The organism is Allobosea sp. Leaf344, assembly GCF_001426225.1.
Taxonomy (GTDB): Bacteria; Pseudomonadota; Alphaproteobacteria; order Rhizobiales; family Beijerinckiaceae; genus Allobosea.
This window is the reverse complement of record NZ_LMRT01000009.1, coordinates 416,273-429,437: the sequence shown is the minus strand read 5'-3', so window position 1 is coordinate 429,437 and position 13,165 is coordinate 416,273. Positions and strand designations below refer to the sequence as shown.

The window sequence follows — 13,165 nt, the reverse complement described above, 5'->3', positions numbered from 1 at the left end:
TTTGCTGCTGTGGCCTATGCTCAGCGACGGTTGGAGCTGAGCAGCGAGCCGAGGCAATAGACGGCGAGGCCGAGGCCGACGATCGCGGCCAGAGGCTCCTTCTCGGCGCGATGCATCAGCATGCGCGAGCCGTCCTCGGCGTAATGACGGGCCATGTCCCCATATTCCCGCGCCTGCGAGCCGTAATCGCGCGCCAGGCTGCGGCCTTCATGCGCGGCCGAGCCGGCATAATCGTTGAAGAACCGGCGGACGCGGCCGAAATCCGGCTGGTAACTCTGCCAGGAGGAGTTGCTGCGCGGCGATTCCCGCAGCGAGGCCCAGGCGATCAGCCCCATGCTGATGGCGCCGAGGCCGAAGGCCATCACCGGGTTCTTCTCGATGGCGCGCATCAGCATCTCGCCGCCTTCGCGCGCGGTCGCCATCGGATCGGCCTCGCTGATCGCGTCGCGCGCCTTGGTGTAGCTGTCCTTGACGGTCTCGGAGGCCTTGGCCGCCAGTTCGCTCGCCTTGCCCTGCAGGGTGCTGTCATCGGCGTTCTTCGGCACGTCCGGCGGGAAGGTGTTCATTGTCGCCATGGCTGTTCTCCGGTTCTGGTGGACATCGCGTCGCGCGGGGCCTCATGGAGGCCGCGTCACGACACCCTGGCCAGTGAACGAGCCACGTCCGGATGGGTTCCCAAAGGGCGGGGGAAAGCTCCCGCCGCGCGAATTCGGCGGTTTCGACATCAGCCCGACATGATTGGGTGGGAGATGGGATCGCGAGGCACCAGCTGCGCAGCTACCATCAGGCCTGCGCTGCCACCACCAAGCGGACGCAGACAACACCAAGCAGACGAGAGGGAGAGGCTCATGGACCCACAGCATTTCCAGATCGCACAAGGCCGGGTGATGTCCGATCCCGAATGGATTGCGCTGGAGAGCCTCCAGGAAGACACGAAACACTTCATCTTCGACGATTCCATGCTGGTGACGCTGAAACGGCGGGGCCTGGCCGAGCCGAGCGACGGGCGCTGGCGCGTCACCGCCCATGGCCGCCGGGCTTTGACGGAACGGGCCCGCTGCGCGCAGCGTTGAGCAGGGACCCGAATCGGATCGCCGGAGCAGCATGGCCAAGCCCGTTACCGTGACCATCTCGCATGAACTCGGCCGCGAGGGCGCCGTCGCGCGCCTGCGCGGCGGCATCGACCGCGTCCGCGACAAGCTCGGCATGGCGCGCATGCAGCTGGTCGAGGAAGAATGGCAGGGCGATACGCTGCGCTTCGGCGTCTCCGCCATCGGCTATACCATCCGCGGGACGCTCGAGGTCGAGGAGACGCTGGTCAAGGTTGAGGTGATGCTGCCCTGGCTGCTGGCCGCCTTCGCCGAGAAGCTGAAGATCGGGGTTCAGAAACAGGGTCAGATTCTTCTGGAAAAACCCAAGTCATCCGCCTGATCCGCGGGTTGAAATTGCTCGGATCAGCCGTCATGTTCGCGGCACGCTCCACCCCAATGCCTCCGGAGACTTGATGCATCACGGCCCGCTGATCGCCATTCTCGTCGCGGGCCTGTGCCTAGCCTTCGTCTTCGGAGCCATCGCGCAGCGCCTGCGCATCTCGCCGCTGGTGGGTTATCTGCTCGCCGGCGTGGCGGTGGGTCCCTTCACCCCCGGTTTCGTCGCGGACCAGGCGCTCGCCAACGAGCTGGCCGAGGTCGGCGTCATCCTCCTGATGTTCGGCGTCGGGCTGCATTTCTCGCTGAAGGACCTTCTGTCGGTGCGTGCCATCGCCGTGCCCGGGGCGCTGGTGCAGATCTCGGTGGCGACGCTGCTCGGGCTCGGGCTCGGCCTGGCGCTGGGCTGGACCGTGATCGCGGGGCTGGTCTTCGGCCTCGCGCTTTCGGTCGCCAGTACCGTGGTGCTGCTGCGCGCCCTGCAGGAGCGGCGGCTCGTGCAGACCGACAAGGGGCGGATCGCCGTCGGCTGGCTGATCGTCGAGGACCTCGCCATGGTCCTGGCGCTGGTGCTGATCCCGGTCATCGCCGATGCGATGAACGGGGCGCGGCCGGGCACCGCGGTGCCCTTCGCCGGGCGCTTCGACATCGGCATCTGGGGCGTGCTCGGGCTGACGCTGCTGAAGGTCGTCGCCTTCGTCGCCTTCATGCTGATCGTCGGCCGCAGGGTCATTCCCTGGGTGCTGCACTGGGTGGCGCATACCGGCTCGCGCGAGCTGTTCCGGCTGGCGGTGCTCGCGGTGGCGCTGGGCGTCGCCTATATCGCGGCCAGCCTGTTCGGCGTCTCCTTCGCGCTCGGCGCCTTCTTCGCCGGCATGATCCTGAACGAATCGCCGCTCAGCCAGCGCGCCGCCGAGGAATCCCTGCCGCTACGCGACGCTTTCGCGGTGCTGTTCTTCGTCTCGGTCGGGATGTTGTTCGATCCGGGCATCCTGCTGCGCGCGCCGCTGCCGCTGCTGGCGACGCTCGGCATCATCCTGTTCGGCAAATCCCTGGCGGCCTGGCTGATCGTGCGCGCCTTCGGCCGCAGCAATGGCGTGGCGCTGACGATTTCGGCCTCGCTGGCCCAGATCGGCGAGTTCTCCTTCATCCTGGCCGGGCTCGGCGTCAGCCTGGCGATCCTGCCGGAACAGGCGCGCGACCTGATCCTGGCCGGCGCCATCCTGTCGATCCTGCTCAATCCCGTCTTGTTCGCGCTGGTCGACCGCTTCGCCGCCGAGGCGGCCGCCAAGGCCCGGCCGCCGCATCAGGCGGCGGAGGCGGAGGCCGTCGCCGCCGAGCCGGAGCGCGACATCGTCCCGACCGGGCTGTCCGACCATATGGTCGTGGTCGGCTATGGCCGGGTCGGCGCGCTGCTCGGCGCGGGGCTTCTGGCGCAGAACGATCCGGTGCTGGTGATCGAGGAGCAGCCGGAGGCGGTGATGGCGGCGCAGAAGGCCGGGGCCGAGGTGCTGGTCGGCAATGCGGCCGATCCCGTCGTGCTGGCCGCGGCCGGGCTGGCGCGGGCGAAGCGGCTCTTCGTCGCCATCCCCGAGAGTTTCGAGGCCGGTCAGGTCTGCGAGCAGGCCCGTCATGATCACGCCGGGCTGCCGATCATCGCCCGCGCCCATTCCGAGGCGGCGGTCGCGCATTTGACTCGCTGCGGCGCGACGCAGACGATCATGGGCGAGGCCGAGATCGCGCGCGCCATGCTGGCGCTGTGCCGGGCTCCCGCCGGCGCCGCCGCGCCGGATGGCGGAGGCGGGGAGACGCCGGGATGAGCTGGCAGGATGGCGCAGGATTGCTCGGTTTCGTGCTGGCCTGCCTGGCGGTGGCGAGTTCGGGCGCGATCTTCCGGCCGGGCGCCTGGTATGAGAGCCTGCGCAAGCCGTGGTGGCGCCCGCCGAACTGGCTGTTCGCCCCGGCCTGGACCGTCCTCTACATCATAATCGCGGTTTCGGGCTGGCTCGTCTGGCGCAAGGCCGGGTTTGCCGGCGCCGCTCTGCCGCTCGCGGTCTATGGGGTCCAGCTGCTGCTCAACGCCGCCTGGTCCGGCTTCTTCTTCGGGCTGCGGCGGATGGATCTCGCCCTCGCCGATGTCGCCCTGCTCTGGCTGTCGATCCTCGGCCTGATCCTGCTGTTCGCGCCGATCGACGGGCTCGCGGCCTGGCTGCTGGTGCCCTATCTCGCCTGGGTCAGCTTCGCCGCCTTCCTCAACTGGACGATGCTGCGGCTGAACCCGCAGGCCGCCGCCGCCTGATCAGGCGGCGGCTCCGGCCGCCAGCGCCGCGAAGCGCCGGGCGATCACCGGATTGTCCGGCGCATGCGGGATCAGCGTCGGCGCGGGAATCGTCTCGGCGAAATGGCAGGCCACCTTGGCGCCGCTCGGCAGCGGGCGCAGCTCCGGCTGCTCGGCGGAGCAGCGCGGCTGCGCATAGGGGCAGCGCGGATGGAAGGTGCAGCCCGATGGCGGCTTCAGCGGGCTCGGCACGTCGCCCTGCAGCACCGGCCGCTCGCGCCGCAGGCCCGGGCTCGGCAGCGGCGCCGCGGCGAGCAGCGCCTGGGTGTAGGGATGGCGCGGTTGATCATAGAGCGTCGTCTTGTCGGCGATCTCGACGATGCGGCCGAGATACATCACCGCGACGCGCGTCGCGATATGCTTCACCACCGCCAGATCATGGGCGATGAACAGATAGGACAGGCCGAACTGCGCCTGCAGATCCTGCAGCAGATTGACCACCTGGGCCTGGATCGAGACGTCGAGCGCCGAGACCGGCTCGTCGCAGACCACGAGATCGGGCCGCGTCGCCAAAGCCCGGGCCACGCCGATGCGCTGGCGCTGCCCGCCCGAGAATTCATGCGGGAAACGCTCGGCATGCTGCGGACCGAGCCCGACGACCTTGAGCAGCTCCTCGACCCGCGCGGGGATCTCGGCCGGGGTCGCCAGCCTGTGGAGCAGCAGCGGCTCGGCCAGGATCTGCGAGACCGAGAGCCTGGGATTGAGCGAGGCGAAAGGGTCCTGGAAAATGATCTGCATGCGCCGGCGCAGCGCCCGCAGCTCGTGCTTGCCGAGCGCCAGAACATCCTCGCCATCGAAGCGCAGCTGGCCGGCGCTGGGCTCGATCAGCCGCAGGATCAGCCGGCCGGTGGTGGATTTGCCGCAGCCGGATTCGCCGACCAGCGCCAGGGTCTCGCCGCGCTCGACCTTGAAGCTGACTCCGTCGACGGCCTTGACCGTGCCGGTGGAGCGGCCGAACAGCCCGCCGGACAAGGTGAAATGCTTGGCGAGGCCGGAGACCTCGAGCAAGGGGGCGCTCATCGGCCGGCTCCTGCCTGCGCCGGTTCCGCGCGGGAACCGGCGAGCGTCTGTTCGATCGGGGCGCGCCAGCAGGCGGCTTCATGCCCGGGGCCGAGCGGGCGCAAGGGCGGCTCCTCCTGGTGGCAGCGGGCGATGGCGAGCGTGCAGCGCGGCGCGAAGCGGCAGCCGGCCGGCATGGCGTCCGGGGCCGGGACCATGCCCTCGATGGTCTGCAGCCGGTCGCGATCCTCGTCCAGCCGCGGGATCGAGGCGAGGAGGCCGAGCGTGTAGGGGTGCTGCGCATCGGCGAACAGCGTCCTGACATCGGCGCGCTCGACGATCCGGCCGGCATACATCACCACGACGTCGTCGGCGGTCTCGGCGATGACGCCGAGATCATGGGTGATCAGGATGATGGCGGTGCCGAGCCTGGTCTGGAGATCGCGCATCAGGTCGAGGATCTGCGCCTGGATCGTCACGTCCAGCGCCGTGGTGGGCTCGTCGGCGATCAGCAGCTGGGGGTCGCAGGCGAGCGCGAGCGCGATCATCACGCGCTGGCGCATGCCCCCCGACATTTCATGGGGGAAGGAATCGACGCGAGTCTCGGGCGAGGGGATCTTGACCAGCCGCAGCATCTCGATGGCGCGGGCCCGGGCCTCCGCCTTGCCCATGGCGCGGTGGCGGCGCAGCCCTTCGACGATCTGCTCCCCGACCCGGTAGACCGGGTTGAGCGAGGTCATCGGCTCCTGGAAGATCATCGCGATCCGGGCGCCGCGGATCTCCTCCATCTCGGTGCGGGTCTTCTTCAGCAGATCCTCGCCCTCGAACAGGATTTCACCGCCGGCCCGGATTCCCGGCGGTTCCGGCACCAGCCCCATGATCGACAGCGAGGTGACGCTCTTGCCGCAGCCGCTCTCGCCGACGACGCCCAGCGTGCGTCCGGGACGGACGGAGAAGCTGACGCCGTCGACGGCGCGGTAGAAGCCGCGCTCCGTCCTGAAATGCGTCTTGAGATCGCGCACCTCGAGGATCGGGGCGCGCGGATCGGCATCCTGCTGCACGGGCCGCTCCATTCAGGCCTTGCCCGCCGGGAAGGTGAGGGGCGAGATCTCGAGATGGTCGCGCTTGGCCCAGTCGAGCTCCTTGACCTTCGGCTCGGCGCGGCGCTGCGCCTCCTCGAGCTCGGCCGCGGCGCTGGCGTAATCCATGGTCAGGACCTTGCCGTTGTCGACCACGGTGACGCCGTCGACGATGACCGTGGTCACGGCGCGCTCGCCGGCGGCGTAGATCAGACTGCGGATCGGGTCGCGCAGCGGGCGCATCATCGGATGGGTGACGTCGACGAGCACGATGTCGGCCTTGGCGCCCTTGGCGAGCCGGCCGATATCGTCACGCCCCAGCGCCTTGGCGCTGCCGAGCGTGGCGGCGTTGAAGGCGTCGGAGGTGCGCAGGTCGAAGACGTCCTCGGCCATCATCCGCGAGCCGATGCAGACCGCGCGCAGCTCCTCGAGCATGTGGTGGGGATAGGTATCGGTGCCGATGCCGACATTGACGCCGGCGGCGACATATTGGCCGAAGCTCTGCATGGCGATGCCGCGGCGCTGGAAGACGATCGGGCAATGCGCGACATTGGTCCCGGTCTCGACCAGGCAGCCGAGATCGTCAGTGGCCGGCCATTTCACCGAGCTGTGATGGTCGAGGAAGATGCCGTGGCCGATGATCGAGAAGGGGCCGAGCACATCGAGCGATTCTAGCCATTCCACCGGGGTCATGCCGTGGCGGCGGGTGATCTCGTGGAACTCGACGACGCTCTGGGCGGCATGGATCTGGAAGGGCAGCTTGCGCGCCTCGGCCTCGGCATAGCTGGCCTGGATCAGCTCCGGCGTGCAGGTGTCGATCTGGGAGGGCGAGACCATGCCCGAGAGCCGGCCGGAATCGTCGGCCGCCACCCTGTCGAGCAGTTTCATCGCCTCGGCCATGGCCTTCTCGCCGGCCTTGGCGTCCCATTCATATTTCGCGAGATGGCCATTATCGGTGTACCAGCGGGCGGAGCGGTACATCGGCGAGAAGACGCCGCGCAGGCCCGAGGCCTTGAAGGTCTCGAACCAGCCATCCCAGGCGACCGACATGTCGACCAACGTGGTGACGCCGGACATCAGGAGCTCGGAATAGGTGACCTGGGCACAGGGCTTGATGCCCTGGGCATCGCAGCGGAACAGCGGCATGAACTCGTAGAGCGCGGTGCCGTACATTTTGGGGCTGCCGAGCTCGTCGTTCCAGCCCTTGGTCATCGCCTCGGAGGAGGGGTGGGAATGGATGTTGACGAGGCCCGGCATCACCATCTTGCCGCGCCCGTCGATGGTCGAATCCGCCTTGCCCCCGTAGCTGCCGCCGACATGGATGAGCCGGTTGTCCTCATAGGCGACGTCGCCGTCGCGGAGATAGACATGGCCCTTGGCCTTCGCGTCATAGGCGACGATCCAGCTGGCGTTCTGGATAAGCGTGATGGTCATGGCAGGCTCCGGCATCTGGCGGCAGGCGAAAGGGATCGGCGCTTCCCCTCCCCGTGCGGGAAGGGGCGAGGGATCGATGGCTGCCGCCCGGCTCTCGGCGCCGGGCGGGCTTGGTGGCGCGTGCCGGCGATAGGGTTCCGGCCTCGGCGCCTGGTCTCAGCCCCTCCCCGCGGGCGGGGAGGGAGCCGGGATCAGCGGATGAACTTCAGGTCGAGGCCCTTGTAGAGACCGCAGCCATAGATGTTGTGCGCCTTGAAGGGGGCGAGCTTGGCCGAAGCCGCGATCTTCATCGGCTCATGATAGAGCGGCAGCCAGACGGCGGCCTCATGCACCTTCTTCAGCACCTCGCCATAGGCCTGGGCACGGTCCTTCTCGTTGAGCGCGGTGATGCCCTTGTTGAGCAGCTCGTCGGTGGCCGGGTCCTTCCAGTTCATGCGGTTGGGCGTCGGGGCGTTGGCCGAGGGGAAGTAGAGGTTGAGCGCGTCGCCGGCCGAGATGTAGGGGAAGCTCATCCCGAACATGTCGAATTCCTGCGTCGCGAGCTTGCCCCAGGCGATGGTCGCGTCGAAGAGCTGGATGCGCAGATCGACGCCGATCTTGCGCAGATCGCCCTGGATCGCCTCCATCAGCTTCTGCCAGGTCGAGCCGGTGAAGCCGTAGACCACGGGCGAGAGCTTCTTGCCGTCCTTCATGCGGAAGCCGTCGGCACCCTTCACCCAGCCGGCGGCGTCCAGCACCTTGTTGGCCTCCTCGACATTGGTCTTCAGCGGCGTCACCGCCTTGTTCCAGTCCAGCGCCTCGGTGGAGATGTAGCTGTAGGCCGGCTCGACCTCGCCGAAATACAGGTTCTCGGCGATCGCCTTCTGGTCCACGGCCATCACCATGGCGCGGCGGACGGCCGGGTCGCTGACGCCTTCCTTGTCGATCTTGAAGCCGACGAAATAGGTCCAGAAGGCTTCCTTGGATTCGATCAGCTTGAGGTTCCGGTTGGCGCGCAGCTGCGCCATGCCGGAATAGGGCACGTATTGCGTCACCTGGGTCTGGCCGGTCATGGCGGCGGCGAGGCGGGTGTTCTCCTCCGGCACGATGCGCCAGACCACCTCCTCGATATGGGCCGGGCCGGTATTCTCATAGACCGGCGGGCCCCATTTATAGGCGGCGTGGCGCTTCAGCCGGAATTCGTTGCGCGGCTTCCAGTCACCCCAGCAATAGGGGCCGGTGCCGTTGAAGCCCTTGACGCCGAAATCGGCGCCGAGCGCCTCGACATTGGCCTTGTCGATGATCACGGCGAAGCTCTGGGTGAGCTGGTAGAGCAGCTCCGAGAACGGCGCCTTGAGCTTGTATTCGACGGTATAATCGTCCGTGGCGACGACATCCTCGATCTTGCCGGCGCGCCAGGCGACGGGCGAGCGGGTCGCGGGGTCGATCCAGCGCTTGATCGAATAGACCACGTCCTGCGCCGTCAGCTTCTTGCCGTCGCAGAACTGGACGTCGTTGCGCAGCTTGAAGGTATAGGTCTTGCCGTCGGGCGAGGCGGTCCAGCTGCTGGCGAGGCCGGGCTTGATCGTCGACATGTCGTGGTCGAGCGAGACCAGCGTGTCGGCCATCATGAACAGCACCTCGGAGGCGGCGCGCGCCGTCGAGCGATGCGGGTCGTAGCGGTCGCTGTCGACCTCGCGGACGATGGTGATGCTGGCATTGTTGCCCTGGGCCAGCGCCGGGCCGGACAAGGCGCCGAGCCCCAGCAGTGCGCCGGCCGCGATGGATGTCAGATGTTTCACGCTCGTTCTCCCCTTTTTTGCAGTCGTCGACGTCGTTGAAACAGCGGTTCAGGTGTTGCGCAGGCGCGGATCCAGCACGTCGCGCAGAGCATCCCCCAGCACATTGGCACAGAGCACGATCAGCACGATGGCGAGGCTCGGCAGCATCGAGATATGCGGCGCGAAGAACAGCGAATCGCGCCCGAGCGAGGCCATCATGCCCAGCTCCGCTTCCGGCGGCCGCACGCCGAGGCCGAGGAAGGAGAGCGCCGCGCCGATCAGGATGATCTGCCCGAAGCGCAGCGTCAGGAAGACGAAGACCGAGGACAGGCAGTTCAGCGCGAGATAGCGCCAGATCAGGGTGCGGTCGGAAAGGCCGACCGCCCGGCCGGCCTCCATGTAATCCTGCCCCATCACCACCACGGCGGCACTGCGGGTGATGCGGGCGACGTCTGGAATCGTCGCGATCGAGAGCGCGATGACGATGGCGGTGAGGCCCGGCCCGACCACGGCCGCCAGCGCCAGGCCGAGCAGGATGGCCGGGAACGACAGGAGGATATCGGCGAAGCGCATCAGCCAGGGGTCGAGCCGCCGGTAATAGGCGCTGATCAGCCCGACCAGCGCGCCGAGCCCGCCGCCCAGGATGACGGAGGCCAGCCCCATCAGCAGCGTCAGCCGGGTGCCGTAGAGCAGGCGCGAGACCATGTCGCGGCCCTGGCCATCGGTGCCGAGCCAGTATTGCGGCAGCGAGCCCTCGCTCCAGACCGGCGGCAGGAAGGGCCGGCGGGTGGTGTTGTAGGGGTCGAACGGCGCCAGCCACGGCGCCAGCACGGCCGCGACCGAGATCAGCGTCAGGATGATGGCGGCCGCGAAAGCCAGCCTGTCCCGGAAGATCCGCCGCAGGATCGGGGAGCCGCCGCGGCGGCGGGCCGGGGGCGCGAGGACCGGGGAGGCGACGTCAGCCATGTTTCTGCACCCGCGGATCGAGAAGCGCGTAGAGCATGTCGACGATGAGGTTGATCGTCAGGAAGGCGAGCGCCAGCACCAGGATGGCGCCCTGGGCCAGGGGAAAATCGCTCGCCAGGATGGCGCCGACGGCCAGCCGGCCGACACCCGGCCAGGAATAGATCGTCTCGGTGACGACGGCGCCGCCGAGCAGATAGCCGGCCTGCAGGCCGATCAGCGTCACCACCGGGATGAGCGCGTTGCGCAGCACGTGTTTCAGCACGACCGTGCGCTCCGCCAGGCCCTTGGCACGGGCGGTGCGGACATGGTCGGCATTCATCACCTCGAGCGCGGCGGTGCGCGTCATCCGGGCGATCGGCCCGATGAAGATCAGCCCCAAGGTCAGCGCCGGCAGCGCGATCGAGGCCAGGCCGCTCAGGCTCCAGAGCGGGCCGCCGCGGCCGATGAAGGGCAGCAGCTCCCATTGATAGCCGACATATTGCATCAGGATCAGCCCGATGAAGAACACCGGGGTGGAGACACCGGCGACCGAGATCGCGATGACGAGGCGGTCGAGGAAGCGGCCGCGGTTGACGGCGGCGATGGTGCCGAGGGCGATGCCGACGGGGATGGCCCAGACCAGGCAGGCGAACATCAGTTCCACGGTGGGGCCGATCGCCTCGCCGAGCTCCTGCGTCACGCTGGTGTTGGAGATCAGCGACAGCCCGAGATCGCCCTGCAGGACGCGGCTCATATACAGAGCGAACTGGATGAAGATCGGCCGGTCGAGGCCGAGGTCCTTGCGGATCTCGGCGACGAGCTCGGGACTCGCCGTCGGGCCGGCGATGATCGCGGCCGGATCGGCCGGCACGAGCTGGAGAAGCAGGAAGCCGAAGAGCAGCACCCCGAACAGGACGGGCACCGACAGTGCCAGGCGCGAGGCGACATGGTTCAGCATGAGGCCGGCCCGATCCCCGGCTGCGCTCGCTTCATCGGCTGCATCACCCTTCCGCCTCGTAGACGACCCTGCCGTCGATGATCGTCAGGTCGCAGCGGGTTTCATGCAAGAGCTGTTCCGGGGTCGCCTGCGAGAGATCGCGAGAAAACACCGCGATGTCGGCGGCCATGCCCGGCAGCAGCCGGCCGCGATGGTTCTCGCACCGGTTCACATAGGCGCCGAAATCCGTATAGGCGGCAATGACTTCGTCGATGGTCATGGTCTGGTTGGGCCCGACCACCGTGCCGCGCGAGGTCTTGCGGGTCAGCATGGTGTAGATGTTGGGCCAGATATTCGCGTCGCAGACCGGCGCGTCGGAGGAGGCGGCGGGCTTCATCCCGGCCTCCATCCAGTCGCGCATGGGATAGCTCGCATGCACCCGCTCCGGCTCCAGCACCGAGAGATAGAGATCGCCGAAATCATAGATGAAGACCGGCTGCGGCACGGGCTCGACGCCGAGCTTCGCCATCCGCGCGATCTGCTCGGGCGTGTTGAAGCCGCAATGCTCGATGCGGTGGCGGCGCTGCGGATCGGGATGCTGCGCCTGGGCGTGCTCCATCGCCGTCAGCGTCTGCTCGATGGCGGCGTCGCCGATGGCGTGGACGGCGAGCTGATAGCCCATCGCGTGGTAGTCGCGGGTCAGCGCATCCATCGCGCTGTCCTCGAGGCAGAAGATGCCGCTGGTCTCCGGCTCGCCCAGATAGGGTTCGCTCATCGCGGCGGTGCGACCGCCGGCCGAGCCGTCGGTGAAGATCTTGACCGGGCCGACGCTCAGCCAGTCGTCCCCGGCGCCGGTCACCAGCCCGTCGGCATAGCATTGCGCGACGATGCCGTTATGCCCGCCGAGCAGGCAGAGATTCGTGCGCACCGGCAGGCGGCCCGTGCGCTTGGCGGTGCGGTAGGCGGCGACCTCCCGGTAATGCGAGCGCATGCCGACGGCGGCGTCCATCACGCTGGTGATGCCGAACTGGTTGCAATAGCGCCCGGCCCGCTCGATGGCGGCGACGAGCTCCTCGTCGCTCGGGTCTGGGATGACCTTCTTGATCGGGTCGCGGCCATTCTCGGCCATCAGCCCGGTCAGCGAGCCGTTGACCTGCTCGATCGCGCCGCCGGCCGGGACCGGCGTGCTCTCGTCGATTCCGGCGAGCTTCAGCGCCAGCGAATTGGCGACGGAGAGGTGGCCACAGGCGCGCACGATATAGACCGGGTTGTCGGGTGCTGCACGGTCGAGCTCGGTGCGGTGCGGGTGGCGCTTCACATCCAGCTCGAAATGATCGTAGCCGCGCGCCAGAATCCATTCGCCGGGCTTGGCCTTGGCGGCGCGCTCGGAGATCATCTGCAGCAGCCCGTCGAGCGTGCGCACGAAGCGCGGGCGGATGTCGAGCTCCGCCATGCTGAGGCCGAGCGGCAGCAGGTGGAGATGCGCCTCGTAGAGACCGGGGGTGGCGGTGCGACCTTTGAGGTCGATGATGCGGGTTTGCGGGCCGATCAGCGGCTCCATCTCGGCCGGGGTGCCGGTCGCCAGCACCTTGCCCGACCACAGCGCCACGGCGCTGGCATAGCCTTCCTTCAGGCCGAGATAGACCGGGCCATTGACGAGGACCGTATCGGCCCTGGGTAGTGCGACCATGATTTGGTTCCCTCCGGGACCAAATCATGGCAGCGGCAGACAGTCACGGCAACGTGTCGATCGCGCGAAAATTCGGCAGCTTCGCGCAATGATCGATCAGGCCATCTCGAAGCGGATGTCCTGGGCGCCTTCCCACAGCGTCTTGCGACCGAGCGTGTAGAGGTTCTCCAGCCCGCCGGTCAGGGTGATGAAGTGATTGCCGGCGAGCTGGCCCATCTTGCTGGCGAAATGCACGCCGCCATAGGCGAGCAGGATCTCGGTTTCGCTGATCCCGCCGGGATAGAGGATGATCTGCCCGGGCGCGGGATAGCTGGTGTGGTTCTCGTAGCCGACGCCGAAATCGAGGTCGCCGAGCGGCATCCAGACGCCTTCGCCGCTCCAGCGCACATGCACGATCTTGCTGACGAACGGCATCTGGCGGAGGAAGGCCGCGCAGGTCTTGGGCGCCGCCTCCATTTCGAGCTTGCCCTCGAAGCTGAAGGGGCCGGCGGTGACGATGAGCTTTGGCATGGGTCCTCTCGGGTCTCGGTTCGGGGCTGCATCCGCTTCTGGCACC

The 13,165-nt window shown here is 68.0% G+C and carries 13 protein-coding genes; 4 read left to right on the top strand and 9 right to left on the bottom strand.

Annotated elements, in window-relative coordinates:
* Positions 1 to 20: 20 nt before the first annotated feature.
* Complete coding sequence (locus ASG72_RS08075) at positions 21 to 575, bottom strand: hypothetical protein (RefSeq protein ID WP_156395852.1); 555 nt, start codon at positions 573 to 575, stop codon at positions 21 to 23.
* A 273-nt stretch (positions 576 to 848) separates the two neighbouring features.
* Between ASG72_RS08075 and ASG72_RS08070 the strand changes: the two genes are divergently transcribed.
* The 4 genes from ASG72_RS08070 (at position 849) to ASG72_RS08055 (ending at position 3,726) form a co-directional block, all read left to right on the top strand.
* Positions 849 to 1,073: a hypothetical protein gene (locus tag ASG72_RS08070; protein WP_156395851.1), complete on the top strand. Its 225-nt coding sequence runs from the start codon at positions 849 to 851 to the stop codon at positions 1,071 to 1,073.
* A gap of 31 nt (positions 1,074 to 1,104) precedes the next feature.
* Complete coding sequence (locus ASG72_RS08065) at positions 1,105 to 1,431, top strand: polyhydroxyalkanoic acid system family protein (protein WP_056710847.1); 327 nt, start codon at positions 1,105 to 1,107, stop codon at positions 1,429 to 1,431.
* A gap of 73 nt (positions 1,432 to 1,504) precedes the next feature.
* On the top strand, positions 1,505 to 3,247 hold the full coding sequence (gene ybaL / locus ASG72_RS08060; RefSeq protein ID WP_056710844.1) for a YbaL family putative K(+) efflux transporter: 1,743 nt from the start codon (positions 1,505 to 1,507) through the stop codon (positions 3,245 to 3,247).
* A complete protein-coding gene (locus tag ASG72_RS08055; RefSeq protein ID WP_056710842.1) occupies positions 3,244 to 3,726 on the top strand; it encodes a TspO/MBR family protein in 483 nt (160 codons plus the stop codon). Before ybaL ends, ASG72_RS08055 begins: the two co-directional genes overlap by 4 nt.
* Here the strand turns inward: ASG72_RS08055 and ASG72_RS08050 are convergent, their stop codons facing one another.
* The 8 genes from ASG72_RS08050 to ASG72_RS08015 form a co-directional block, all read right to left on the bottom strand.
* Positions 3,727 to 4,785 (bottom strand): dipeptide ABC transporter ATP-binding protein, encoded by a 1,059-nt coding sequence (locus ASG72_RS08050; RefSeq protein ID WP_056710840.1) that lies wholly within the window; start codon positions 4,783 to 4,785, stop codon positions 3,727 to 3,729.
* On the bottom strand, positions 4,782 to 5,825 hold the full coding sequence (locus tag ASG72_RS08045) for an ABC transporter ATP-binding protein (protein WP_244488735.1): 1,044 nt from the start codon (positions 5,823 to 5,825) through the stop codon (positions 4,782 to 4,784). The genes ASG72_RS08050 and ASG72_RS08045 overlap by 4 nt, the downstream gene beginning before the upstream one ends.
* A gap of 12 nt (positions 5,826 to 5,837) precedes the next feature.
* Positions 5,838 to 7,277 carry an amidohydrolase family protein gene (locus ASG72_RS08040; RefSeq protein WP_056710836.1) on the bottom strand — a complete coding sequence of 480 codons (1,440 nt, stop codon included), beginning with the start codon at positions 7,275 to 7,277 and terminating at the stop codon, positions 5,838 to 5,840.
* Between the two features lie 191 nt (positions 7,278 to 7,468).
* A complete protein-coding gene (locus tag ASG72_RS08035) occupies positions 7,469 to 9,058 on the bottom strand; it encodes an ABC transporter substrate-binding protein (protein ID WP_200939909.1) in 1,590 nt (529 codons plus the stop codon).
* 48 nt (positions 9,059 to 9,106) lie between these two features.
* Entirely contained in the window at positions 9,107 to 10,003 is an 897-nt protein-coding gene (locus ASG72_RS08030) for an ABC transporter permease (RefSeq protein ID WP_056710834.1), read from the bottom strand.
* A complete protein-coding gene (locus ASG72_RS08025; protein WP_056710832.1) occupies positions 9,996 to 10,940 on the bottom strand; it encodes an ABC transporter permease in 945 nt (314 codons plus the stop codon). The genes ASG72_RS08030 and ASG72_RS08025 overlap by 8 nt, the downstream gene beginning before the upstream one ends.
* 43 nt (positions 10,941 to 10,983) lie before the next feature.
* Positions 10,984 to 12,609, bottom strand: a complete 1,626-nt coding sequence (locus tag ASG72_RS08020) for an amidohydrolase (RefSeq protein ID WP_056710829.1) — start codon at positions 12,607 to 12,609, stop codon at positions 10,984 to 10,986.
* Positions 12,610 to 12,705: 96 nt separating this feature from the next.
* The gene (locus tag ASG72_RS08015) at positions 12,706 to 13,119 is read right to left on the bottom strand and encodes a DUF3830 family protein (protein ID WP_056710828.1); all 414 of its coding nucleotides are present in this window, start codon (positions 13,117 to 13,119) and stop codon (positions 12,706 to 12,708) included.
* Positions 13,120 to 13,165 lie beyond the last annotated feature (46 nt).

Excerpts from the sequence above, each read along its gene's own strand:
- ASG72_RS08055 (WP_056710842.1), top strand. The coding sequence starts at position 3,244 with ATGAGCTGGCAGGATGGCGCAGGATTGCTCGGTTTCGTGCTGGCCTGC.
- ASG72_RS08020 (WP_056710829.1), bottom strand. The coding sequence starts at position 12,609 with ATGGTCGCACTACCCAGGGCCGATACGGTCCTCGTCAATGGCCCGGTC.
- ASG72_RS08040 (WP_056710836.1), bottom strand. The coding sequence starts at position 7,277 with ATGACCATCACGCTTATCCAGAACGCCAGCTGGATCGTCGCCTATGAC.
- ASG72_RS08015 (WP_056710828.1), bottom strand. The coding sequence starts at position 13,119 with ATGCCAAAGCTCATCGTCACCGCCGGCCCCTTCAGCTTCGAGGGCAAG.
- ASG72_RS08030 (WP_056710834.1), bottom strand. The coding sequence starts at position 10,003 with ATGGCTGACGTCGCCTCCCCGGTCCTCGCGCCCCCGGCCCGCCGCCGC.
- ASG72_RS08070 (WP_156395851.1), top strand. The coding sequence starts at position 849 with ATGGACCCACAGCATTTCCAGATCGCACAAGGCCGGGTGATGTCCGAT.
- ASG72_RS08065 (WP_056710847.1), top strand. The coding sequence starts at position 1,105 with ATGGCCAAGCCCGTTACCGTGACCATCTCGCATGAACTCGGCCGCGAG.
- ASG72_RS08075 (WP_156395852.1), bottom strand. The coding sequence starts at position 575 with ATGGCGACAATGAACACCTTCCCGCCGGACGTGCCGAAGAACGCCGAT.
- ASG72_RS08025 (WP_056710832.1), bottom strand. The coding sequence starts at position 10,940 with ATGCTGAACCATGTCGCCTCGCGCCTGGCACTGTCGGTGCCCGTCCTG.
- ybaL (WP_056710844.1), top strand. The coding sequence starts at position 1,505 with ATGCATCACGGCCCGCTGATCGCCATTCTCGTCGCGGGCCTGTGCCTA.
- ASG72_RS08050 (WP_056710840.1), bottom strand. The coding sequence starts at position 4,785 with ATGAGCGCCCCCTTGCTCGAGGTCTCCGGCCTCGCCAAGCATTTCACC.